At 72.9% G+C, this 23,246-nt stretch carries 20 protein-coding genes; 11 read left to right on the top strand and 9 right to left on the bottom strand.

From position 1 onward, the window contains the following. Window positions 1-30: 30 nt before the first annotated feature. The gene (locus IW245_RS35595) at window positions 31-1,365 is read right to left on the bottom strand and encodes an NYN domain-containing protein (RefSeq protein ID WP_197007481.1); all 1,335 of its coding nucleotides are present in this window, start codon (window positions 1,363-1,365) and stop codon (window positions 31-33) included. A gap of 150 nt (window positions 1,366-1,515) precedes the next feature. On the opposite strand from IW245_RS35595, the gene IW245_RS35590 reads away from it, so the two are divergent. The 6 genes from IW245_RS35590 (at window position 1,516) to IW245_RS35565 (ending at window position 7,274) form a co-directional block, all read left to right on the top strand. Continuing rightward, a complete protein-coding gene (locus IW245_RS35590; RefSeq protein WP_233473064.1) occupies window positions 1,516-2,928 on the top strand; it encodes a DEDD exonuclease domain-containing protein in 1,413 nt (470 codons plus the stop codon). 63 nt (window positions 2,929-2,991) lie between these two features. Beyond that, window positions 2,992-4,749 carry a RelA/SpoT family protein gene (locus IW245_RS35585; protein WP_197008854.1) on the top strand — a complete coding sequence of 586 codons (1,758 nt, stop codon included), beginning with the start codon at window positions 2,992-2,994 and terminating at the stop codon, window positions 4,747-4,749. Between the two features lie 55 nt (window positions 4,750-4,804). Next, complete coding sequence (locus IW245_RS35580; protein ID WP_197008853.1) at window positions 4,805-5,281, top strand: NUDIX hydrolase; 477 nt, start codon at window positions 4,805-4,807, stop codon at window positions 5,279-5,281. Then, window positions 5,278-5,910 carry a nucleotidyltransferase family protein gene (locus tag IW245_RS35575; RefSeq protein ID WP_233473066.1) on the top strand — a complete coding sequence of 211 codons (633 nt, stop codon included), beginning with the start codon at window positions 5,278-5,280 and terminating at the stop codon, window positions 5,908-5,910. Before IW245_RS35580 ends, IW245_RS35575 begins: the two co-directional genes overlap by 4 nt. 33 nt (window positions 5,911-5,943) lie before the next feature. Further along, complete coding sequence (locus tag IW245_RS35570) at window positions 5,944-6,222, top strand: Lrp/AsnC family transcriptional regulator (RefSeq protein WP_197007480.1); 279 nt, start codon at window positions 5,944-5,946, stop codon at window positions 6,220-6,222. A 227-nt stretch (window positions 6,223-6,449) separates the two neighbouring features. Beyond that, window positions 6,450-7,274 carry an alpha/beta hydrolase family protein gene (locus IW245_RS35565; protein ID WP_197007479.1) on the top strand — a complete coding sequence of 275 codons (825 nt, stop codon included), beginning with the start codon at window positions 6,450-6,452 and terminating at the stop codon, window positions 7,272-7,274. Window positions 7,275-7,386: 112 nt separating this feature from the next. Here IW245_RS35565 and IW245_RS35560 read toward each other — a convergent pair whose 3' ends face one another. The 3 genes from IW245_RS35560 to IW245_RS35550 are packed head-to-tail and all read right to left on the bottom strand — an operon-like array spanning window position 7,387 to window position 9,640. Then, entirely contained in the window at window positions 7,387-7,788 is a 402-nt protein-coding gene (locus tag IW245_RS35560) for a RidA family protein (protein ID WP_197007478.1), read from the bottom strand. Continuing rightward, on the bottom strand, window positions 7,785-8,531 hold the full coding sequence (locus tag IW245_RS35555; RefSeq protein ID WP_197007477.1) for an IclR family transcriptional regulator: 747 nt from the start codon (window positions 8,529-8,531) through the stop codon (window positions 7,785-7,787). The genes IW245_RS35560 and IW245_RS35555 overlap by 4 nt, the downstream gene beginning before the upstream one ends. Then, window positions 8,528-9,640, bottom strand: a complete 1,113-nt coding sequence (locus tag IW245_RS35550; RefSeq protein ID WP_197007476.1) for a sugar kinase — start codon at window positions 9,638-9,640, stop codon at window positions 8,528-8,530. The genes IW245_RS35555 and IW245_RS35550 overlap by 4 nt, the downstream gene beginning before the upstream one ends. Before the next feature lie 125 nt (window positions 9,641-9,765). On the opposite strand from IW245_RS35550, the gene IW245_RS35545 reads away from it, so the two are divergent. Genes IW245_RS35545 through IW245_RS35530 form a run of 4 tightly spaced genes read left to right on the top strand, consistent with a single transcriptional unit; the run spans window position 9,766 to window position 14,369 of the window. Continuing rightward, window positions 9,766-11,004 carry an amino acid deaminase gene (locus IW245_RS35545; RefSeq protein ID WP_233473067.1) on the top strand — a complete coding sequence of 413 codons (1,239 nt, stop codon included), beginning with the start codon at window positions 9,766-9,768 and terminating at the stop codon, window positions 11,002-11,004. Further along, a complete protein-coding gene (locus IW245_RS35540; protein ID WP_197007475.1) occupies window positions 11,004-12,563 on the top strand; it encodes an N-acyl-D-amino-acid deacylase family protein in 1,560 nt (519 codons plus the stop codon). The genes IW245_RS35545 and IW245_RS35540 overlap by 1 nt, the downstream gene beginning before the upstream one ends. Before the next feature lie 27 nt (window positions 12,564-12,590). After that, the gene (locus tag IW245_RS35535) at window positions 12,591-13,964 is read left to right on the top strand and encodes a GntP family permease (RefSeq protein ID WP_197007474.1); all 1,374 of its coding nucleotides are present in this window, start codon (window positions 12,591-12,593) and stop codon (window positions 13,962-13,964) included. Between the two features lie 42 nt (window positions 13,965-14,006). Next, window positions 14,007-14,369 (top strand): hypothetical protein, encoded by a 363-nt coding sequence (locus IW245_RS35530; RefSeq protein WP_197007473.1) that lies wholly within the window; start codon window positions 14,007-14,009, stop codon window positions 14,367-14,369. On the opposite strand, the gene IW245_RS35525 is transcribed toward IW245_RS35530, so the two are convergent. From IW245_RS35525 to hutH, 5 genes are all read right to left on the bottom strand, one after another. Further along, window positions 14,366-16,585: a DUF8729 domain-containing protein gene (locus IW245_RS35525; protein WP_231399044.1), complete on the bottom strand. Its 2,220-nt coding sequence runs from the start codon at window positions 16,583-16,585 to the stop codon at window positions 14,366-14,368. The genes IW245_RS35530 and IW245_RS35525 overlap by 4 nt on opposite strands. 1 nt (window position 16,586) lies before the next feature. Further along, window positions 16,587-17,708, bottom strand: coding sequence for an imidazolonepropionase (gene hutI, locus IW245_RS35520; RefSeq protein ID WP_197007472.1), 1,122 nt, complete (start codon window positions 17,706-17,708; stop codon window positions 16,587-16,589). 30 nt (window positions 17,709-17,738) lie between these two features. Continuing rightward, entirely contained in the window at window positions 17,739-19,025 is a 1,287-nt protein-coding gene (locus IW245_RS35515; protein WP_197007471.1) for a formimidoylglutamate deiminase, read from the bottom strand. A 125-nt stretch (window positions 19,026-19,150) separates the two neighbouring features. Beyond that, entirely contained in the window at window positions 19,151-20,842 is a 1,692-nt protein-coding gene (gene hutU, locus IW245_RS35510; protein WP_197007470.1) for a urocanate hydratase, read from the bottom strand. Next, on the bottom strand, window positions 20,839-22,362 hold the full coding sequence (gene hutH, locus IW245_RS35505; RefSeq protein WP_372445287.1) for a histidine ammonia-lyase: 1,524 nt from the start codon (window positions 22,360-22,362) through the stop codon (window positions 20,839-20,841). Before hutH ends, hutU begins: the two co-directional genes overlap by 4 nt. A 72-nt stretch (window positions 22,363-22,434) precedes the next feature. Between hutH and IW245_RS35500 the strand changes: the two genes are divergently transcribed. Next, window positions 22,435-23,202: an IclR family transcriptional regulator gene (locus tag IW245_RS35500; RefSeq protein WP_197007468.1), complete on the top strand. Its 768-nt coding sequence runs from the start codon at window positions 22,435-22,437 to the stop codon at window positions 23,200-23,202. The last annotated feature ends 44 nt before the right edge of the window (window positions 23,203-23,246 follow it).

Raw genomic sequence — 23,246 nt, 5'->3', positions numbered from 1 at the left:
CACCGGATCGGTGGACCGCTGCCCAGCGCCTCATTTCCGGTTGAGCCTCCGCAGCAGGGTCTCGGAGCTCAGCGGGTACGCCCCGTGCCGGCGGACCCCGTCGGCGACCTCGCGGTCGGTGGAGATCACGACCACGGGGCGGCCGGAGGGCTCGGCGCGGACCAGGCGGCGGATCAGCTCGTCGGCCGTCTCGCCCTTCTTGCTGAACAGCACCCGGACGCCGCGCGGGGTGGGCGGCAGCCCGTGCATCCGCTCGGCTCCGTCGAACACGCAGGTCACCTCCGCCCCGGTCTGCGCGGCGATCCCGCCGAGGCCGGTCACCAGGCGGGTCCGTTGCTGCTCCAATGACAACTCACCGAAGCCGGTCTTCGTCACGTTGTACCCGTCGACGACCAGGTGAACTCTCGGCAACGACAGCAGCTGGTCGAGCCGGGCCGGGTCGTTGGCCTCCAGTGCCCGGGCGCTGGACGCGAGCTTGTCGGGCAGGTCGGCGGACACCTCGGCCACGAAGTCGGCGGGCAGCCGGGTGGTGGGCTCCAGGGACAGCTCGCGGCGGAGGCCCTGGGCCGCCTGGCTGATCGTCTCCAGCAGCAGCCACGTGCGCGCGTCGCCGAGCGCCCGGGCGTCGCGGCCGGTGTGCCGGGCGGTCTCCAGCGCGCCCTCCAGGTCGGTCACCTTGGCGCGCATCCGGCGCAACTCGGCGTCGTGGTCGGCGGCGGCCTTCGTCCAACGCCCCTTCTCGGTACCGAGGATCTCCGTCGCCTTCTTCTCCCGGCGCTCCGCCTCCTGCGCCGCGCGGGTCAGCGCCCGGGTCTCCTCGCGGAGCTGGTTGGCCTCGGTGCGCAGCTTCGCCAGCTCGTCGCGGGCCCGGTCGAGTTCGACCCGGGTGGTGTTGCGCTCGTGCTCGGCCCGGTTGGCCCGCGCCTCCGCGGTGTGGATCCGCTCCTCGACGGCGGCGCTGTCGGCCTCGGCGCGGACGGCCACGGCGGTGGCCTCGACGAGGTCGATCCACCCGTCGGGCCGGGTCAGGTACGCCAGCGCCGCGACCTCGACCGGGTCGGCCGCCGCCGGGCACGCGCCCTCCAGCAGCGCCTCGCCCAGCTCACCGGCCTCTTCGAGCACCTTCTTGCCGATCCGCTGCCGGAACAGCGGGTCGGCGGCGACGTGCGCGGCGAGCAGCGGGCCGCCGAGCCGGGCCCGACGATTCGGGGCGAACCTGGCGATCTTCTTGAGTGCGGCAGGCACCTCGTCGAACGGCAAACCCGACAAAGCCCCGGCGACCAGCGCGATGACCCGCTGCCGGACCGGCTCGGGCAACTGCGGCTCGGCGTCGGGAATGTCCGGGGTGTACTCCTCGCCCGTCATGGCGCCACGGAACCGCACGACGGGCGGCCTGGCAGGCCGTACGGCGCGGTCGGGGTCGCGGCGGGGCGGTACATCCCAGTAGTGTCTCACCGCCCACGTCCGGCCGGCCACGTGACGGGCGGTGTCGGACCCCACGGGTACGGTGTCCCGGTGCTGCAGACGACCATCGACGACCTCGGCGAGCCGCTGCGCGAGGTGACCTTCGTGGTCGTGGACCTGGAGACGACCGGCGGTTCGCCGCAGGGCTCGGAGATCACCGAGATCGGCGCGGTGAAGGTGCGCGGCGGCGAGGTGCTCGGGGAGTTCTCGACGCTGGTCAACCCGGGCGGCCCGATCCCGCCGTACATCTCGGTGCTGACCGGGATCACCGACGCGATGGTGATCGAGGCGCCGCCGATCGCCGAGGTGCTGCCGCAGTTCCTGGCATGGGCCGAGGGCGCGGTGCTCGTCGCGCACAACGCGCCGTTCGACATCGGCTTCCTGAAGGCCGCGTGCGCCCGGACCGGGCGGGCCTGGCCCGGCGCGCGCACCCTGGACACGGTGCCGCTGGCGCGCAGGACCCTGACCCGCGACGAGGTGCCCAACTGCAAGCTCGGCACCCTGGCCGCGTTCTTCCGCGCGGACACCGAGCCGATCCACCGGGCGCTCGACGACGCCCGCGCGACCGTGGACGTGCTGCACGGCCTGCTCGGCCGGTTGAAGCACGTCGACACGTTCGACGAACTGACGGCCTACATGAAGATCTCCGACCCGGAACGGCGGGGCAAGAAGCACCTGGCCAGGGGCATCCCGCACGCCCCCGGCGTCTACGTGTTCCGCGACGCCGCCGACCTCCCGCTGTATGTGGGGACCAGCTCGGACCTGGCCACTCGGGTGAACAGCTACTTCACCGCGTCGGAGAACCGGGCGAGAATGACCTCGATGATCAGGCTGGCCGAGCGGATCGAGGCCGTGGAGTGCGCGCACGCCCTGGAGGCGGAGGTCCGGGAGCTGCGCATGATCGTGGCGCACCAGCCGCCGTACAACAAGAGGTCGAAGTACCCGCGCCGGCCGCCCCGGCCGGTGAAGGATCTCGACGCCCACGTCAAGCGGCACCTCGGCCGGATCGACCGGCTCTCCACCGCCCAGCGGTACGAGGAGGCGGCCCTCGAGCGGACCAAACTCGCCCGGACGCTGCGCGGCGCGATCCGGGTGGCCCGGCTGGGCGCGCTCGCCGCCGTCGGGGAGCTCGTCGCGGCCCGGCCGACGTCGGCGGGCGGCTGGGAGATCAGCGTGATCCGGCACGGCCGGCTGGCGGCCGCGGGCACCTCGCCGCCCCGCCAGCATCCCCGGCCGACCCTCGATCTCCTGTTGCGGACCGCCGAGACCGTCCTCGGACCGACCGAGGCGTTGGAAGAGACCGATCTGTTACACACGTGGCTGGAGCGGCCCGAAACCCGCTTGGTGTCCAGTACAGCGGGGTGGTCGACCCCCACGGACGGGGCTCTGCGGTGGACCGATCTACTCGCCAGGGCGGAAATACATACCAACAAGTGGTCGACCACGGAGCGTTTGGATCGTTAGGATCTGTATTAGGTCCCATTCCGACTGTCGGGGAGGGGGTGTCAGGTGGCGCTTGACGCCAGCATGCCGCATCTACCCGCACAGTGGCTCCGTTCGGTTCTGCCCTGGGGCAACAGCAATCACGAACCGGTCTCGCCGGTCGACCCCGTGGTCCAGTCCCATCGGAAGCTGCACCCGCGGGCTGATCCGGCTGTCATCCGCAGGGCATATGAGGTGGCCGAGCGCGCGCACAAGGGCCAGATGCGCAAGAGCGGCGAGGAGTACATCACCCATCCGCTCGCGGTCGCCCAACTGCTCGCCGACCTCGGCATGGACACGATCACGCTTGCCGCGGCGCTCCTGCACGACACGGTCGAGGACACGAACTACACCCTCGAGGCGCTCAACGCCGACTTCGGCACCGAGGTGTCCTACCTGGTCGACGGGGTCACGAAGTTTGACAAGGCCTTCTACGGGGCGGCGGCGGAAGCCGAGACGTACCGGAAGATGATGTTGTCGGCGGGCCGCGACATCCGGGTCCTGATCATCAAGTTGGCCGACCGGGTGCACAACATGCGCACCCTCGGCGCCCGGGGCTCGGCCTCCAAGACCCGGATCGCCAGGGCCACCAGCGAGGTGCTGATCCCGCTCGCCGACCGGCTCGGCATCCAACGGATCAAACGCGAGCTGGAGGACATCGTCTTCTTCCATCTCGATCCGTCCGGTTGGGCCCAGGTGGACCAGTACTTCCGGGCCCAGCCGGACCGCACCCCCTATCTGAACTCCGTCGCCGGCACGATCCTGGCCGAATTGCGCACCGTCAAGGTGCACGCCGACATCGCCGAGCGGCAGCGGCACCACTGGTCCATCCACAGTGACAAGGTGAAACGCGGCCAGATCTACGACCCGCCCCGGCTCGCCATCATCGTCAGCGGCCCGGACACCGACTGTTACGCCGCCCTCGGCGCGGTGCACGGACTGTGGCGGCCCCTCCCGGGCCGCTTCAAGGATTTCATCGCCAGTCCGAAGTTCAACCTCTATCAGTCGCTGCACACCACGGTCCTCGGCCCGGGCGACCAGCCCGTGGAGCTGCTGATCCGCACGCGCGACATGCACGAGACGGCCGAGTACGGCATCGTGGCCCAGTTCCGGATCTCCGACGGCACGGCCAATCCCGAGCGCAGCAACCCCGAACAGTTGCAGTGGCTGCACCGGCTCCTCGACTGGCAGCGCGACGCCGTGGACGCGGCCGACTTCCTCAACGCCCTGCACTGCGACCTCTCCGAGGACCAGATCCAGGTGTTCACCACGGGCGGGGCGCAGGTGGCGCTGCCGGCGGAGGCGACGCCGGTGGACCTGGCGTACACGCTCGGGGACGGCGACCGGATGATCGGCGCGTACATCAACGGGCGGTTGTCGCCGTTGTCCGCGCCGCTGTCCGACGGGGACCGGGTGGAGATCATCCACGCGACGATCGGCGACGAGCCGGTCCGGCCGTCCGCCGACTGGCTGGAGTTCATCCGCAGCCCGCACGCGCGGATCCAGGTGACCCAGTGGCTCGCCGAGCACGGCTACGGCGAGGACATCGCCCAGACCGCAGCCCCCGTCTCGCTCGGCAACAAGCTCCGGCTCGGCCGGTCGGCGATCGGCCTCGCCCTGCGCCAGCACAACCGGGCCCTGGCCAGCGACCACCCCCTGCGGGAGCTGGCCCGTTCCCTCGGCTACCCGGACCTCGACGCGCTGCTGATCGCCGTCGCGGAACGCAAGCAGGGCGCCGCCGACCTCGTCCAGAAGCTGATCCGCGCGGTGGACCGACCGGACGCGGCTACGCTGGCCGGATGACCGACACCCCCCTGACCCTGGCGGCGGCGTGAGTGTGCGCCAGTTCGCCTACCGGATGTTCTACCGGCTGCCGTTGCGCGCCCGGCACCGGCTCGTGCGGGTGTTCTCGCCGACGTACATCATCGGGGCCGTGACGATCGTGCTCAGCCCCGACGGCACCCGGATGCTGCTGCTCCGCCAGCCCCCCGGCCGGGCCTGGTCGCTGCCGGCCGGCCTGCTCGACCGGCGGGAGCGGCCGATCGTGGGCGCGGCCCGCGAGGTGCGCGAGGAGACCGGGCTGGACGTGCGGCCGGAGCAGTTGGAGCCGATGGACCCGAACGCCGTCGTGCACTACAAGGGCGGCTGGGTGGACATGGTGTTCACCACCCGGGTGGCCACGGACCTGCCGCTGAACGTCGACCCGGCCGAGGTGATCGAGGGCCGGTGGTTCGACGTGGACGCGCTGCCGCCGCTCACCCGGTCGACCGCCGGCCTGATCGGCCGGTACGGCTACGGCCCGCTCGCCGGCACCCTGGCCCCGGACGCCCCGTGACGACCGAGATCTGTGCGCTGATCCTCGCCGCCGGGGAGGGCACCCGGATGCGGCCGGCGACCCTGACCACACCCAAGCCCCTGCTACCCGTCGGCGGGGTACCGCTACTGGACCGGGCGTTCGCGCTGGTCGGGGGCCTCGACACCGCCGTGAACGCCTTCCACCTCGCCGACCAGATCGTCGCGCACGTGGGCGACCGGGCGCACGTGGAGGTCGAGAAGGAGCTGCTGGGCAGTTCCGGGTCGGTCGGCAACCTGCGCGGCTGGATCGACGGGCGGGCGGTGCTGGTGCTCAACGGAGACGCCTACCTGCACGGCGGGGACCTGTCGGTGCTGTTCGACGGGTGGGGCGGGGAGACCGTCCGGATGTTGGGCGTGCCGGCCGGGGACGAGCCGTACAGGTTCGGTCGCCACGTGTTCGCCGGGGCGTCGCTGCTGCCGTGGCGGGTCGCCGGGAATCTGGAGCCGGTGATGTCGCACCTCGTGCTCACCGCGTGGCGGCCGGCGGAGGCCGCCGGAACGCTGGAGATCCGCGAGTTCGCCGGGACCTACGTCGACTGCGGCACCCCGGCGGACTACGCGACCGCCAACGCCCTGGCTGGCCGCCCGGCCATCGGGCGCGCCGGTTAGCATGAACGCACCTACCGACCCCGGGAGTTCACGGTGATCACCGCCATCGTCCTCATCGACTGCGCCGCCGACTCGATCCCGGAGGTGGCCGACACCTGCGCCAACCTCCCCGGCGTCAGCGAGGTCTACTCCGTCGCCGGACATGTCGACCTGATCGCCATGGTCCGGGTCCGCGAGTTCGACCAGATCGCCGAGGTCATCGCCGGCAGCATCTCCAAGGTTCCGGGCGTGATCAAGACGGAGACGCACATCGCGTTCCGCGCCTACTCGAAGCACGACCTGGAAGAGACCTTCTCCATCGGGTTGGAGTAGTGAGGACCCGCTGAGGGCGAATCTGGACTGCGCGGCGGGACAAGTCGCAGGGCCCGCCCTAGCGACTTCTCCCGCCGCTTGCCAGATTCGCCCTCAGCGGGCCACTTCGCCTTAGATCAAAACCCTTTGAACCTTTTTAGGGTTACGCCGCGTTTCTGGGTCTTCAGCGGCGGCGCTTCGACAGCGCGGGCCTCGCTCCGTTACCTACTGGCGAGTAGGATGGCCCGGTGACGTTCGAGCAGATCCATCTCGACCATGACGGGCAGCGCCTCGGGGTGCACCTCTACCCCGACGCGTCCCCCGACGGCCCCGTCGTCGTGTTCCTGCCGGCGATGGGCGTGCCCGCCGGCTACTACCGACCCTGGGCAGCGGCACTCGCCCGGCAGGGCCTGAGCGTGGTCATCCCGGACCTGCGCGGCACCGGCAGCAGCCGGCCCCGTCCCGTGCGGGGCAGCAGGCACGGCCTCGCCGAGCTCGTCGGCGACGTCCAGCTCGTCTTCGACGCGGTGGCCGGGCGACTGGCCGGGCGCAAGGTCCTGCTCGCCGGCCACTCCCTCGGCGGCCAACTGGCGTCCCTGCACCTGTCCCGGGTCGGCACGGCCGGCGTGGACGGCCTCCTGCTGCTCGCCACCGGCCTGCCGTACTACCGGGTCTACAAACAGCGCCGGCTCGGCGTCCTCGCGTTCAGCCACACGATCTACGCCGGGGCCAGCCTGATCGGATACTGGCCAGGGTGGGGCTTCGCCGGCCGGCAGTCGCGCGGCGTGATCCGGGACTGGGCGTACACGTCGCGGCACGGGAGGTTCCCCCGGCTGGCCGGGGTGGACGCCGAGGCCGCGCTGGCGACCGTGGACCTGCCGGTACTCGCCGTCAGCGTCGCCGGGGACCATTTCACGCCCTCGTCGACGCTGGAGCACCTGGTCGGGAAGCTGTCCGGGGCCCGGGTGACCCGCACGCACTACCGCGCGCCGGAACGGGTCGACCACTTCACCTGGGTACGCGCGGCCGATCCGCTCGCCGCCCAGGTGGCCCGGTTCGTCGACGACCTCTGAGCTCCGACACCGGGACGGCCGCGCGGGCAGGGCTGCCTCCCGGGGAGCTCTCCATCGAGGTGCCGACGCGTGGGGGCCCAGAGACGTGGCGTAACCGTCTGAGGGGTGTGATCTAGAGGACCGCCATCGCGTCGATCTCGACCAGCATCGCCTCGTGGGGCAGCTCGACGAAGATCGTGGTGCGGCACGGCAGCACCCCGCTGGGCACGTGCTCCCGGATGAACGCGCCGTAGACCTCGTTCATGGCCGCGAAGTGCGCCCTGGTCGTGAGGTAGACCCGCAGCGAGACGACGTCCTCCATGGTCGCGCCGCCGGCCTCGACCACGGCCCGGACGTTCTCCAGGGTGCGCAGGGTCTGGGCCCGCACGTCGCCGGGGTGCAGATACTCCCCCGTCGCCGGATCCTGGGGGCCCTGGCCGGAGACCTGCAGGATCGGGCCCTTGCGGATGCCCTGGGAGAACACCCACGCGGGGGCCGGGGCCCCGTCGGTCAGCACGGCGGTCTTCGCGGTCATGGTGCGCTCCATCCACAGTCGATCGAAATCGCCCGGGCGGTCCCGAGCAGGTCCGGCACCAGTGCGAGGACCCCGTCGTAGTCGAGTACGAAGTCCGGCACCGAGATCGAGACGGCGGCGGTCACCCGGCCGCCGGCGCCCCGGACCGGGGCGGCCACACAGTTCATGAAGGCCTCGTGCTCGCCGTGGTCGACGGCGTAGCCCTGCTCGGCGACGGTGCGCAGCTCGGCCAGCAGCTCGGCCGGGCCGGTCAGGGTGCGGGGGGTGTGCCGCGTGAAGGTGATGCCCTCCACGACCCGGCGGCGCTCCGGCTCGTCCAGGCCCGCGAGCAGCACCTTCGCGACCGCGGCCGTGTGCGGGCTGGCGGGGAGGCCGATCCGCGAGTACATCCGGACCGTGTGGGCGGAGTCGCGCTTGTCCCAGTAGATGACGTGGCCGTCCTCGTAGCCGGCGAGGTGCACCGTCTGGCCGGTGGCCGCGCTCAGGGCCGTGAGGTGCCGGCCCGCCGCGCCGCGGACCTGGCGCTGGTCGAGGGCCGTGGTGGCCAGGGCGAAGAACTGGGAGCCCAGGTGGTAGCGGAAGGACGGGTCGCGGTGGACGAAGCGTTCCTCCTCCAGGGTGCGCAGGAGGCGCAGGGCCGTGGTCTTGTGCACGTCGAGGACCCGGGCGGCGTCGTCGAGGGAGCAGGGTTGGCGGCCCAGCTCGACGAGGAGTTTGAGCGCCCGGGAGAGGCTCTGGCTCATGCCTCGTCCTGGCGATGGTCGGGGCGTGCCGCGGCGGGCGCGGCCGGATCGGGCGTGGGGCCGTCGGGCGCGGGGCCGGCAGGGCCCGGAAGCCGGCCGGGGGCCGCGGCCCGCGTCGGGGCCTTCGTCGGGCTGATCCGGGTGGCCGCCCACTCCTCGGGGGTCGCGTCGAGGAGGGCGTCGAGGCCCAGCGGCTGGCCGTGGTCGCCCGTCACGACCAGGGTCGCGGCGGCCGTCAGGTGGCCGAGGCGCAGCCGGCGCGGCTCGTCCAGATCGCGAAGCACGCCGGTCAGGTAGCCGGCGGCGAACGCGTCGCCGGCGCCCACCGCGTCGACCACGTCCACCGCAAGGGCCGGCTCGGTCACGCAGCCGCCCTGCCGGTCGACCGTCGTGGCCCGCAGCGCCCCGTCCTTGATCACGAGGGACCGCGGCGAGGGCAGCAGCTCGCGCAGCTTGTCCGGGGTGTTCACACCGAACGCCGCCAGGGCCTCGTCCGCGCCGAGGAGCACGACGTCCGCGGCGTCGAGCAGCGGGCGGAGGACGGCCGGGTCGTAGTCCCGCCAGAGGGCCGGCCGCCAGTTCAGGTCAAAACTCACCACCTGACCGGCCCGACGGCCGATCATGAGATGGTGCACCAACGCCAGGCAACTGTCGGAGAGCGCCGCCGTGATGCCCGACAGGTGCAGCATGTCGGCCTCGGCGAGCAGGGCGGCCACGGCCGGCCGGTCGACGAACTCCGGGCCCATGGCCGACGCCGCCGAGCCGGCCCGGTAGTAGTGCAGGCGGCTGCGGCCGACGGGCAGGTCGTGCGGTGGGCCCGCGCCGATCTCCTTGACGTAGAGCCCGGTGGGGCGGTCGGGGTCGGTCTCGACGCCGGAGACGTCCACGCCGTCGGCGCGCAGCGCCCCGACCAGGTGCCGGCCGAATCCGTCGTCGCCGACCCGGCTGAGCCAGGCCGTCCGGGTGCCGAGCGCCGCCAGGCCCCGGGCGACGTTGGACTCGGCGCCGCCGATGCCACGCCGGAACGTCTCGACCTCGTCCAGGGGGCCGGGACTCTCCGGAACCAGAACCGCCATCGACTCGCCCAGACAGACGGCCAGCTTGTTCATCGGACCCCTTTGTCTTGCCCACCTGGTCAGGGTGATGCTACAACGACTCTAGCGTTATCCGCAACGAACGTTGCATTATACGCAACGTAGCAGGTCAGAAGCGTACGGCGCTGTGGAGTGCAGGTGTGAATGCCGGACTGACGGAGGTGGTGGCCGTGATCGACGGGTCAGCGGTGGACAGGCTGCGCGACGAGCGGCTCGACTGGCGGTTCAAGGCCGTCCCCGCCGACGCGTGGGGCAGCACCGTCGGGGAGTACGCGGCGACGAAGCCGCACCGCACAGCCCTCGGCACCCCGCTGCTGACCATCGACGCCGACGCGCTCGACCACAACGTGTCCACCATGGCCGGCTGGTGCGCCCGGGCCGGCCTGGCGCACGCCCCGCACGGCAAGACCACGATGGCCCCGGCGCTGTGGAAGCGGCAGCTCGACGCCGGCGCGTGGGGCATCACCCTCGCCAACGCGGCCCAGTTGCGGGTCGGCCGGGCGTTCGGGGTCCGGCGGATCATGCTGGCCAACGCCCTGGTGGACCCGGTGGCGCTGCGCTGGCTGGGCGCGGAGCTCGACGCGGACCCGGAATTCGAGTTCGTGTCGTGGGTGGACTCGGTGCGCACCGTGGCCCTGATGACCGAGGGCCTGACGGGCGCCAGTCGCAAGGTGGACGTCTGCGTCGAACTCGGCGCGCCCGGCGGCCGGACCGGGTGCCGGGACGACGAGGAGGCCGTCGCCGTCGCCCAGGCCGTCCGGCGCAGCCCCGCCCTGCGCCTCGTCGGGGTCGCCGGCTACGAGGGCGCGCTCGCCCACGACGCCTCCGCCGAGGGCCTGGCCGCCGTCGACGCCTACCTCAAGCGGATCGGCCGGTTCGCGCTCGCGGTCGACGCGCAGGTGGTGACGGCCGGCGGCAGCGCGTACTTCGACCAGGTCGGCGACCTGCTCGGGCCGATGACCTCGCTGGGCGTGACGGTGATCCTGCGCGCCGGGGCGTACATCGGGCACGACGACGTGTTCCTCAAGGGGGTCTCGCCGCTCACCCGGTGGGGCGGCGACGGGTTCCGACCGGCGGTGCGGGGCTGGGCCCGGGTGGTGTCGCGGCCCGAGCCGGGCCTGGCGCTGCTGGACGGCGGCAAGCGGGACCTGCCGTACGACGAGGGGCTGCCGGTCCCTCTGGACCTGCCCGGCGCGCACGTGTCGGCGCTCAACGACCAGCACGCGTTCCTCCGACTGCCGGCCGGCACGGACCTCATGGTGGGCGACGTGGTCCGGCTCGGCCTGTCGCACCCGTGCACGATGTTCGACAAGTGGACCCTGATCCCGGTGCTCGACGCCGACGGCACGGTCGTCGACCTGGTCCGGACGTTCTTCTGATGGTCGTCTTCCGCGACGCCACGGTCATCGACGGCACAGGTGCGCCCGGGTACCGGGCCGACGTGCGGGTCACCAGCGGCCTGATCACCCAGATCGGCGACATCGGCGGCGACGGGATCGACGCGTCCGGCCTGGTGCTGGCGCCCGGGTTCATCGACATGCACGCACACTCCGACCTGCGTCTGCTCCTCGAACCCAGCCACGTCGCGAAGATCAGCCAGGGCGTGACCTGCGAGGTGCTGGGCCAGGACGGGCTGTCCTACGCCCCGGTCGACGACACCACCCTCCCGCTGCTCCGCCAGCAGATCGCCGGCTGGAACGGCGACCCCGAGGGCTTCGACTGGTCGTGGCGGAGCGTCGGGGAGTACCTGGACCGGCTCGACGAGGGCATCGCGGTCAACGCCTGCTACCTGGTGCCGCACGGCTCGGTGCGGGCCATGGTCACCGGCTGGGAGAACCGGCCACCGACGACGGCCGAGCTGGACCGGATGCGCGCCATCCTCTCCCGGGGCCTGGAGGAGGGCGCGGTCGGCATGTCCAGCGGCCTGACGTACGTGCCGGGCATGTACGCCGACACCGCCGAACTCGTCGCCCTCTGCCAGGTGGTCGCCTCCTACCACGGGTTCCACGCGCCCCACCAACGCTCGTACGGCAAGGGCGCCCTGGAGGGCTACGCCGAGATGATCGAGATCTCCCGGCAGTCGGGCTGCGCCCTGCACCTCGCGCACGCCACGATGAACTTCGGCGTGAACCGAGGCCGGGCCGCCGAGCTGCTGGACCTGATCGACCGGGCCGGCGTCGACATCAGCCTCGACTCCTACCCCTATCTGCCCGGCTCGACCACCCTCGCGGCACTGCTGCCGAGCTGGGCGGCGGAGGGCGGGCCGGCGGCGACGCTGGAGCGGCTGACCGACCCGGGGGTGCGCGAGCGGATCCGGTACGCGATGGAGGTCGAGGGCTCCGACGGCTGCCACGGCGTCGTCACCGACTGGGAAACGATCCAGATCGCCGGGGTCCGCGACCCGGACCTCGCCCACCTGGTCGGCACCCGGGTGCCGGACACCGACGCCTTCCTCGACCTGCTGGTCCGCGACGGGCTGGGCACCACGATCCTGCAGCACGTCGGGCACGAGGAGAACGTCCGGGCGATCATGCGGCACCCGGCGCACACCGTCGGCTCCGACGGGCTGCTCGTCGGGGACCGGCCGCACCCGCGCGCCTGGGGCACGTTCCCCCGCTACCTCGGGCACTACGTGCGCGAGCTGGGCGTGCTGTCCCTGGAGGAGTGCGTGGCGCACATGACCGGTCGGCCGGCGCGCCGGCTGCGGCTGGTGCACCGGGGGCAGGTCCACGTCGGGTACCACGCGGACCTCGTCGTCTTCGACCCCGCGCGAATCAGTGACACCGCCACCTTCGAGGAGCCGAGAAGAGCGGCGAAGGGCATCGCGCACGTGTACGTCAACGGCGTCGCCGTGCTCGCCGACGGCCGGCCGACCGGGGCGCTGCCGGGCCGGGCCCTGCGCCGGGGCGACCGGGGCACGGAGAGTTCCACCGCCTGACAGACCCCCACCCCTCGGAGGTACCCCTTGATCCACTGGCTGCAGAAGGAGACCGGCGGTCTTCTCGTGCTCTGCGGGCTGGCCATCGCCGTCCTGCTCGTCCTCATCATCCGGGTGAAGCTCGAACCGTTCATCGCGCTGCTCATCTCCGGCCTGGTCCTCGGGCTCGCCGCCGGACTGCCGGTGGGCAGACTGGTCGGCACGGCCCTGAAGTCCGGCGACTCGATCCTGGAGACCGGGTTCGGCGGCATCCTCGGCCACATCGCCGTCATCATCGGGCTGGGCACCGTGCTCGGCGCGATCCTGGAGGCGTCCGGCGGGGCGGAGGCGCTCACCCGGCGGCTGCTGTCGACGTTCGGGGAACGGGGCGCGCCCGTCGCCATGGGCCTCGCAGGCCTGATCTTCGGCATCCCGGTGTTCTTCGACATCGGGATCTTCGTCCTCGCGCCGCTGGTCTACGTGGCCGCCCGCCGGGGCGGCCGTTCCCTGGTCCTCTACGCCCTCCCGCTGCTCGCCGGCCTGTCCATGACGCACGCGTTCCTGCCGCCGCACCCGGGGCCGGTCGCGATCGCCGGGCTGCTCGGGGTCGACATGGGCTGGATCATCGTGATGGGGCTGGCGTGCGGGCTGCCGGCGTTCGCGGTCGCCGGGATCCTGTGGCCGATGTGGATCGGCAAGCGGGTGCGGATCGAGGTGCCGGCCGACTTCGTCGTCGAGGAGAGCGACCACCGGCCGGTGTCACTGGGGCTGGTGGGGGCCATCATCGGCACCCCTCTGCTGCTCATCCTCGGGGCGACCTTCAGCACCGTGTGGGCCCCTCGCGCCGCCGTCACGCCGTACCTGACGTTCCTCGGCAACCCGTCGATCGCGCTGACCATCGCCGTGCTGCTCGCGTTCTGGCTGCTCGGGCTGCGGCGCGGCATGACGGGTACGCAGCTCGCCGCCCTCACCGGCGCCTCCCTCAAGCCCATCGGCATGATCCTGCTCGTGGTCGGGGCCGGCGCGTTCTTCGGCAAGGTGATCTCCGCGACCGGGGTGGGCGCCGCGCTCGCCGGCACCCTCAAGTCGGCCGGCCTGCCGACCCTGGTGCTGGCCTACCTGATCAGCTGCGGCCTGCGGGTCGCCCAGGGCTCGGCGACCGTCGCGATCGTGACCACCGGCGGCATCGTCGCCCCGCTGGTGGCCGCCGACGGGCTCAGCCAGCCCCGGATCGCCCTGGTGGCCTGCGCGATCGCCGCCGGTTCGATCATCGCCTCGCACGTCAACGACGGCGGCTTCTGGATCGTGTCGCGGTACTTCAACATGTCCGTCAAGGACACCCTGCGCACGTGGACGGTGCTCGAGACGATCCTTTCGCTGGTCGGGTTCACCATGGCCGGTGTGCTGAGTCTCGTGCTGTGAAACCCTTGTCCGAACAACAATCCGCCCGCTAGCGTCGCGATCATGACCGACTTTGTGGAGCTGGCCCGCCGGGGCGATCTCGGGGAGCTGGCCAAGCTCTCGGACCCGCTCGCCTACCGCTGGCTGCAGGTCGCGCGCGACTTCGGGCACGTGGCCGCCGACGGGCTGATCGACGACCTGCTGGAAGGGCCGCTGCGCGACCACGAGGACGTGGTGGGCGGCGAGCACTTCGCGCTGGGGGTCGACTACCTGCGGGGCGCGGGGCTGCCGGTGGATCTGGAGCGTGCGGAGATGCACCTGGAGGCGGCCCGGGATCTGGGGATCTCCGGGGACACCGGGGCCCGGTCGGGGTTGTCGCCGGCGGCGGCGGACGTGTTCGGGCGGGTCTTCTCCGCCGGGGACTAGGACCTCCGGTCCGCCGGGGTCTCCGGCGGGCTCGGGGGCGTGGTCGGATCCGGGCTCGGGCTCATCGTGGGCGGCGCGGACGGGGTCGGGGTCGGAGACGGGCTCAGGTGCGTCGTCACCACCAACGCGTAGTCCGCGTCGGTCTCCGGCGTCTCCCGGTGGCCGTCGACGTTGACCTCGTCCGCCACCACCTCCACCAGCCAGGTGCCCGGTGCCGGGCTCTGGACCAGGACGTTCTCGACGGTGTCCACGGAGTCGGACACCCCGCCGGGCGTGGACCAGTTGCCGGCCCGCAGCCCGTTGTTGCCCCAGTACACCGTGCCGTCGGGGGCGGTGACCCGTAGCGACAGGTCGTTGACCCGGGCCAGGTACGCCGACGGCGAGCCCTCCGGATCGGTGTACGCCATCGTGGCCCGCAACGGCTGACTGCCGTCCACCGTGACCGGATAGGCCCGGCGCTGCCCGACCGTCAACAGGTCCGTCTCGTCGACCAGGACCGGCAGCCGCCAGCCGCCGGCGCGGGCCTGCTCGTAGAGGTTGCCGACGCTCGCCGAGCCCCAGCCCTGGTGCACCCGGGTCAGGTCGGCGTTCTCGCCGGTGAAGGCGTAGGAGTTGGCCTGGTTGATCATGAGCGCCTTGGCCGTGGCTGCGTGCGGGCGGGCGTCGAACACGTCCCGGTTGCGGCCCGGGGCTCCGGCGAACACCCCGTCGGCCCACATCTGGAAGAGCAGGCCGAAGTAGCCGCAGGTGATCGGGGTCGCGGCCGACGTACCGCCGAAGTGCGGCGTGTAGGAGGTGTCCGACGCCGACGAGGTCGTGTAGACCGCGTCGAAGTAGTGGGACAGGTCCGGCTTGATCCGGCCGTCGGAGGCGGGACCGACGCTCGCGCCGCCGTCCCACCGGTCGTCGGACCGGTCGAGGGTGTCGAAGTGGTACTGGCCGCCGACGCTCACCACGTTCTTCGCCCAGGCCTCCGGCCGGGAGCTGCGGTTGCCAGCGTTGCTCTGCGACTGGCAGACGAGCAGGTCGTGGTCGAACACCGCGCCGTCCAGCGCCGCGGAGAGGGCGGTGTAGCGGGTGGTCTGGGTGGCGCCCCAGCTGTTGCTCTGGAACACGGCGCGGTAGGGGCCGGCCGGGTCGACGAGCTCGGCGGTGTGCGCGTACCGGTCGTCGACGGAGTTGTAGAGGGCGATCACGCCCTGGCCCTGCGGCAGCATCCCCCGGGCCTGCGGGGTGACCCCGGAGGCGAAGATCTGGCCGTAGGTGGACGTGCCGTGGCTGGGGTCGCCACCGCCCGCGCCGTGCACGAGCGGGGGCCGCGCCGCGAACTCCTGGTGGGTGGCCCGCAGCCCGCCGTCCATCACCTCGCCGCGCACGCCCTGCCCGGCGTACCCGCCGGCCCGCTCGACGGCGTTCGCGCCGCCGTCCTCGCGGGCCTTGTCCATGTCGGTACCGGGCTCGCCGGCCGGGTCGAGCGCGAGCACCGCCCCGAGGTGGGCCAGCTCCACGACCTGGGCCGGGGTCAGGTCCGCCTCGACCAGCCGGCCACTGGCGGACACCACGGCCACGGTCCCCCCGAGGGCACGGATCCGGCGGGCGACATCGGCCTGGTCCGCGGTGCTCCGCTCGACGGTGGTGACCGCGTACCGGCCGGCCGGCGGGTCCTGGTCGTACTTGTCGGCCGCCTCGTAGCCGCCGACCCAGCGCACGTACGGCAGCGCCTCGACCCTCGCCCGGGTCGCCGGGTCCATCCGGGCCACGTACGCGAAGTCGGGCACGAACGCGCCGAGCCGCACGCCGAGCCGGGTCAGCTCCGCGCGCTGGCTGTCCAGCGGCGCACCGGCGAGCTGCACGAGGTAGGCCCCGCCGTCGGCGAGCCGGCCGAGGGACGCGCCCCCGGCCTTCGGGTCGAACGCGCGGTTGCGCAGCCGGATCAGCCGGGCCTGGGGCCGGGTCCGGCTCCATGTGCGGCCGTGGTCACGGCTGACCTGGTAGGTGCCGTCCGCGCCGAGCCGGACGCGCTCGGCGCTGCCGGCGACGGTCAGGGTGCGACCCCGGCCGACGACGGTACGGCCGGAGACGGAGGCCGGGACCTCGGCGGGCACCGAGGCCGAGGCCGAGTCGGGGGCCGGGGCGAGGGCCGGGGCCGGGGCCGCTGCCCCGGTCAGGGCGAGGACCGTCCCGAGGGCGGTCAGCCCGAGAAGCGTCGCGCGCATGTCAGACGACGCGGACGCCGGCGCGCCACACCGCGTGCGTGAGCGGCATCCCCGGCCGGTACGCCAGCCACGTCGCGCTCGGCGCCGCCAGCACGTGCACGTCCGCCCGGGCGCCGACCCTCAGCACCCCGACGTCGTCCCGGCGCAGCGCGAGGGCCCCGCCGAGGGTCGCGGCCCGCACCGCCTCGTGCACGGTCATCCGCATCTGGAGCACGGCCGTGGTCACGCAGAAGGCCATCGACGACGTGTACGACGAACCCGGGTTGCAGTTGCTCGCCAGCGCCACGGTCGCCCCGGCGTCCAACAGCCCGCGCGCGTCGGGCAGCGGCTGCCGGGTGGACAGGTCGCACGCCGGCAACAGGGTCGCGACCGTGTCACACCCGGCGAGCATGTCGATGTCGTCCCTGGTCAGGTACGTGCAGTGGTCCACGCTCGCGGCCGTCATCTCGCAGGCGAGCCGCACGCCCGGACCGGGGCCGAGCTGGTTACCGTGCACCCGGAGCCCCAGACCGCGGGAAGCTGCGGCCTCCAGCACGAACCGGGACTGGTCGTAGTCGAACGCGCCGCGCTCGCAGAACACGTCGGCCCAGCGCACGTAGGGGGCGACCGCGTCGAGCATCTCCCCCGCGACGAGCTTCACGTAGTCGTCGGCGGTGCTGCCGGCCGGCACGAGGTGCGCGCCGAGGAAGGTGCCCTCGTCGACCCCGGAGGCGGCGATGACCTGGGCGGAGCGCAGCTCGTCCGGGACGTTGAGCCCGTAGCCGGTCTTGGTCTCCAGGCACGTGGTGCCGCCGGCCAGGGCCTCCGCCACGTGCCGGGCCAGGTTCGCCGCCAGCTCCTCGTCGGTGGCCGCGCGGGTCGCGTTCGTCGTGACGGAGATGCCACCCGCCGCGTACGGCTGGCCGGCCATCCGGGCCGTGAACTCCGCCGTGCGGTCCCCGGCGAACACGAGGTGGCTGTGGCTGTCGACCCAGCCGGGCAGCACGGCGCGGCCCTCGGCGTCGAACACCTCGTCGGCGGCGGGCGCGCCGGTGCCGATCCAGGCGATCCGGTCGCCCTCGATGACCAGGGCGTCGCCCTCGGCGTCGAACAGTTCACCGATGTTCTTGATGAGCAGACTCACCGCGACACCTCGCGGGATTCGGTCCACAGCTCACTCACCAAAGGCCTCCGCGATCGCGTCCCGCAACAGGTGCCCTACGTTACCGAGCGAGACGTGTTCCCCGTCGCGGACGACCGTCGACCCGCCGACGACGACCCGGGAGATGTCCGCGGCGGAGGCGGCGAGGAGGAGCTGGGCGGGGGCGGCGCCGGCGGTGCGTACCGTGTCGGTCCGGATCGTGACCAGGTCCGCCGCCGCGCCGGGCGCGAGCACGCCGACGTGCTCCCAGCCGAGGCTGGCGTGGTTCGTCAGGGCCGTGACCAGCTCGGCCCCGGTGAACCGGCCGCGCTGCCCGGTCCGCAGCCGGTCGTGGTGCTCGAGCCGGCGGGCCTCTTCGAGCGGGTCGATCAGGGCGTGCTGGTCGCTGCCGAGCGACAGGGGGCTGCCGGCGTCGGCGAGTTCGCGGGCCGGGCCGATGCCGTCGGCCAGGTCCGCTTCGGTCGTCGGACAGAAACACGCCGTGGTACGCGTCGCGCCCAGCAGCCCGACGTCCGCGGCTGTCAGGTGGGTGGCGTGCACGGCGCTGGTCCGGGGGCCGAGCACCCCGGCCGCGTGCAGCAGTGCGGTGGGGGTCACGCCGTAGGCGGCGAGGCACTGTTCGTTCTCCGCCGGCTGCTCGGAGAGGTGCACGTGCAGCGGGCCGCCGGTGTCCACCGCGGACAGCTGGTCGCGGGGGACGGCGCGGACGGAGTGGATCGCCGCGCCGATCACGGTGTTCCCGTCGGCCTTCAGCAGCCGGACCCGGTCCTGCCAGGCGGCGGCGTTCCCGTCGGAGAACCGCCGCTGGGTCTCGTTCGGGGCCACACCGATGCCGCCGGCCAGGTAGCAGGTGTCGAGCAGGGTGAGCCGGACGCCGGCGTCCCGGGCGGCCTGGATCAGGGCCTCGCCCATGGCGTTCGGGTCGGCGTAGGGCTTACCGCCCGGGCCGTGGTGCAGGTAGTGGAACTCGCCGACGGAGGTGACGCCCGCGAGGGCCATCTCGGCGTACGTGGCTCTGGCGAGCCGGAGGTAGCTGTCGGGGGTGAGCCGGTCGGCGAGGGCGTACATGCCCTCCCGCCAGCTCCAGAAGGAGTCGCCCTTCGTCCGGCCCCGCAGGGCGCGGTGGAAGGCGTGCGAGTGGGCGTTGGCGAAACCCGGGAGGGTGAGGCCGGCCAGGCGCTCCCCCTGCGGGGGCTGGTCGACCATCACGGAGGCGATCCGGCCGTCGTCGACCACGATCAGCACCCCGTCGGCGGGCCCGTCGGGCAACCAGGCGTGCTCACACCAGTAGACCTGCATGCCACTCCTCAGCTCACGATGTCCAGCCGTCGCGCCGCGCGGCCGCCCGGGTCCCGGTCCCGTGCCGCGTCCGGACGGACCTCCGGGGAGCCATCGCCGCGCGACGACTCCCCGGAAGGTAGTCCCTACAGTCCCAGCGCCGGCGCGGGCACGTCGCCCGACTCGCGCATCGGGATCCGCACACCCTTGTCCTCGGCCACGATCTCGGCGATGGAGTAGCCGGCGTCCACGTGCCGGATCACGCCCATCCCCGGGTCGTTGGTGAGCACCCGCTCGATCTTCTGGGCGGCCAGCTCCGTGCCGTCGGCGACGACCACCTGACCGGCGTGGATGGACCGGCCGATGCCGACCCCGCCGCCGTGGTGCAACGACACCCACGTCGCGCCGGAGGCGGTGTTGAGCAGCGCGTTGAGGATCGGCCAGTCGGCGATCGCGTCGGAGCCGTCGGCCATCGACTCGGTCTCCCGCTGCGGGGAGGCCACCGAGCCGCAGTCCAGGTGGTCGCGGCCGATCACGATCGGGGCCTTGAGCTCGCCGGACGCGACCATCTCGTTGAACTTGAGGCCGGCCAGGTGCCGCTCGCCGTAGCCGAGCCAGCAGATCCGGGCGGGCAGGCCCTGGAAGGCGACCTTCTCGCCGGCCAGCTTGATCCACCGGGCGAGGGACTCGTTCTCGGGGAAGAGTTCGAGGATCGCCTTGTCGGTGGCCGCGATGTCGGCCGGGTCGCCGGACAGCGCCGCCCAGCGGAAGGGACCCTTGCCCTCGCAGAACAGCGGCCGGATGTACGCGGGCACGAAGCCCGGGAAGTCGAACGCGCGCTCGTACCCGCCGAGCTTGGCCTCGCCGCGCAGCGCGTTGCCGTAGTCGAACACCTCGGCGCCGGCGTCCTGGAAGCCGACCATGGCCTCGACGTGCTTGGCCATCGACTGGCGCGCCCGGTCGGTGAACTCGGCGGGCTTCTTCGCCGCGTAGTCCGGGCCGTCCTCGACGGAGACGCCCTCGGGGAGGTACGACAGCGGGTCGTGGGCGCTGGTCTGGTCGGTGACGATGTCGATCGGTACCCCCCGACGGAGGAGCTCGGGGAAGACGGTCGCGCAGTTGCCGACAATGCCGATCGACAACGGCGTCCGCGTTTCCTTGGCCGCGAGGGCCTGCGCGATGGCGTCGTCGAGGTCGTCGGCGACGGTGTCCAGGTAGCGGGTCTCGACCCGGCGGCGCAGGCGCGCGGCGTCGACGTCCACGACCAGGCACACGCCGTTGTTCATGGTGACCGCCAGGGGCTGCGCGCCGCCCATGCCGCCGCAGCCGCCGGTCAGGGTCAGCGTGCCGGCGAGGGTGCCGCCGAACCGCTTGTGCGCCACGGCCGCGAACGTCTCGTAGGTGCCCTGGAGGATGCCCTGGGTGCCGATGTAGATCCACGAGCCGGCGGTCATCTGGCCGTACATGGTCAGGCCGAGCTGCTCCAGCCGGCGGAACTCCGGCCAGTTGGCCCAGTCGCCGACCAGGTTGGAGTTGGCGATCAGGACCCGCGGCGCCCACTCGTGGGTGCGGAACACGCCGACCGGCCGGCCCGACTGGACCAGCAGGGTCTCGTCGGCCTCCAGGGTGGACAGTGCCCGGGCGATGGCCTCGAAGCTGGCCCAGTCCCGGGCGGCCTTGCCGGTGCCGCCGTAGACCACGAGGTCGTCGGGGCGCTCGGCCACGTCCGGGTCGAGGTTGTTCAGCAGCATCCGCAGCGCGGCCTCGGTCTGCCAGTTCTTGGCGTGCAGCGTGGTGCCGTGCGGGGCGCGCACGGTGCGGGGGCCGGGCGTGGTCATGCGATCTCCTTCTGGACGACGGCGAGCAGGGTGCCGCTGAGGATGAGTTCTTCGGCTGCCGCGATCTCCGGAGCCAGGTGCCGGTCAGGACCGGGACCCTCGACGTGTACGCGCAGCGCGGCCACGGCCGCCGCGGTCGCCGGGGCGGGCAGCAGCGGCTGGCGCAGGTCCAGCGCCCGGGCGGCGGTGAGCAACTCGACGGCGAGCACCTTGCGCAGCCCGTCGACGGACCGGCGCAGCTTGCGGGCGGCGCTCCAGCCCATGGACACGTGGTCCTCCTGCATCGCGCTCGACGGGATCGAGTCGACGCTGGCGGGGTTGGCCAGCCGCTTGAGCTCGCTGACGATCGCCGCCTGGGTGTACTGCGCGATCATGTGCCCCGAGTCCACCCCCGGGTCGTCGGCGAGGAACGCCGGCAGCCCGTGCGAGCGGTGCACGTCGAGCATCCGGTCGGTGCGCCGTTCGCTGATCGAGGCGACGTCGGCGATCGGGATGGCGAGGAAGTCCAGGGCGTAGGCGACGGGCGCGCCGTGGAAGTTGCCGTTGGACTCGACCCGGCCGTCGTCGAGGACCACCGGGTTGTCGACGGCGCTGGCCAGCTCGCGGCCGGCCACGATCCCGCAGTAGTCGGCGGTGTCGCGGGCCGCGCCGTGCACCTGCGGGGTGCACCGCAGCGAGTACGCGTCCTGGACCCGGTTGCAGTCCGGCCCCCGGTGGCTGGCGACGATCGGCGAGTCGCGGAGGATCCGGGTCAGCCGGGCGGCGGACACCTGCTGGCCGGGGTGCGGACGCAGCGCGTGCAGGTCGGGGGCGAACACCCGGTCGGTGGCCAGCAGCGCCTCGATGGTCATCGCGGCGGTGATGTCGGCGACGTCGAGGAGGTCACGCAGGTCCTCCAGGGCCAGGAGCAGCATGCCGAGCATGCCGTCGGTGCCGTTGATGAGGGCCAGGCCCTCCTTCTCCCGCAGCTCGACCGGAGTGATGCCGGCCTTGGCGAGCGCGTCGGCTGCCGGCTGGAGCACGCCGTCGACCCGGACCTGGCCCTCGCCCATCAGCGCCAGGGCGCAGGCGGACAGCGGGGCGAGGTCGCCGGAGCAGCCGAGGGAGCCGTACTCGTGCACGACCGGGGTGATCCGCGCGTTGAGCATCGCGGCCATGGTCGCCGCGGTCTCCGGGCGGACGCCGGTGTGCCCGGTGGCGAGGGTGTGCAGCCGCAACAGCATCAGCGCGCGGACCACCTCCTCCTCGACCTCGGGTCCGGCGCCGGCCGCGTGCGACCGGACCAGGGACTTCTGCAGCTGGGCCCGCAGTTCGGGGGCGATGTGCCGGGTGGCGAGCGCGCCGAAGCCGGTGGAGACCCCGTAGGAGGGGGTCTCGGCCTCGGCGAGCGCCTCGATGGCGACCCGGGCGCGGGCCAGGGCTTCCAGGGCGTCGGAGGTCAACTCGACGGCCGCGCCGTGCCGGGCGACCGCGACGACCTCGCGGGGGGTGAGGGGGGCTGGGCCGACGAGTACCTTCATGCCCCTCATCCCATCGTCTTTTCGTCGACCCCGGTGGGCTTCGGAGTGAATGCCGTCTGGTATCCCAGACATATGACGGATGTCCCGGCCCTGCGCAACGGCCTCGCGCTCCTGCGGCACCTCGCCGGCCGGCCCGGCCCGCAGTCGGCGGCCACCCTGGCCAGGGAGCTGGGCCTCCCCCGGTCGACCACCTACCACCTGCTGGCCGAGCTGGCCGCCGCCGGCTTCGTCACCCACCTGCCGGAGGAGCGCCGGTACGGCCTGGGCGTGGCCTCCTTCGAACTCGGCTCCGCCTACCTGCGGCACGAGCCCCTCGAACGCCTGGCCCGCCCGCTGCTCCAGGCCCTGGTCGACTCCACCGGCCGGACGGCGCACCTCGGCGTCCTGCACGGCTCGGAGACGCTCTACCTGCTCAAGGAGCAGCCGAGACGCCCGCAGACCCTGGTCACCGACATCGGGGTCCGACTGCCGGCCGCCCTGACCGCCGCCGGCCGGGCGCTGCTCGGGCACCTGCCGGCGCCCCAGGTCCGGGCGCTGTTCCCCCGGGCGTCGGCGTTCGTGGACCGGACCGGGCGGGGGCCGCGCTCGCTGGCCGGGCTGCGCCGGCTACTGGCGGCCGAGCACGCGTGGAGTGTGGAGGACGGGCACGTCACGCCCGGGTTCGCCTCGGTGGCCGCCGCCAGTTTCGACCACGGTGGCCGGCCGGTGGCGGCGATCAGCGTGACGTTCAGGCACGAATGCGACCCGGAGTGCGGGCAACGGTGGCCGGACCTGGCGACCGAGGTGTGCCACGCCGCCGCCCAGCTCACGACGCGGATCGGCGGCCGCCCACCCGGCTGATCAGCCGTCGCATGCCGAAAAAGGAACGCGGCGTAACAGATGAT

The sequence above is a fragment of the Longispora fulva genome (genome assembly GCF_015751905.1).
GTDB lineage: Bacteria > Actinomycetota > Actinomycetes > Mycobacteriales > Micromonosporaceae > Longispora > Longispora fulva.
This window is presented reverse-complemented; position numbering and strand designations above follow the sequence as displayed.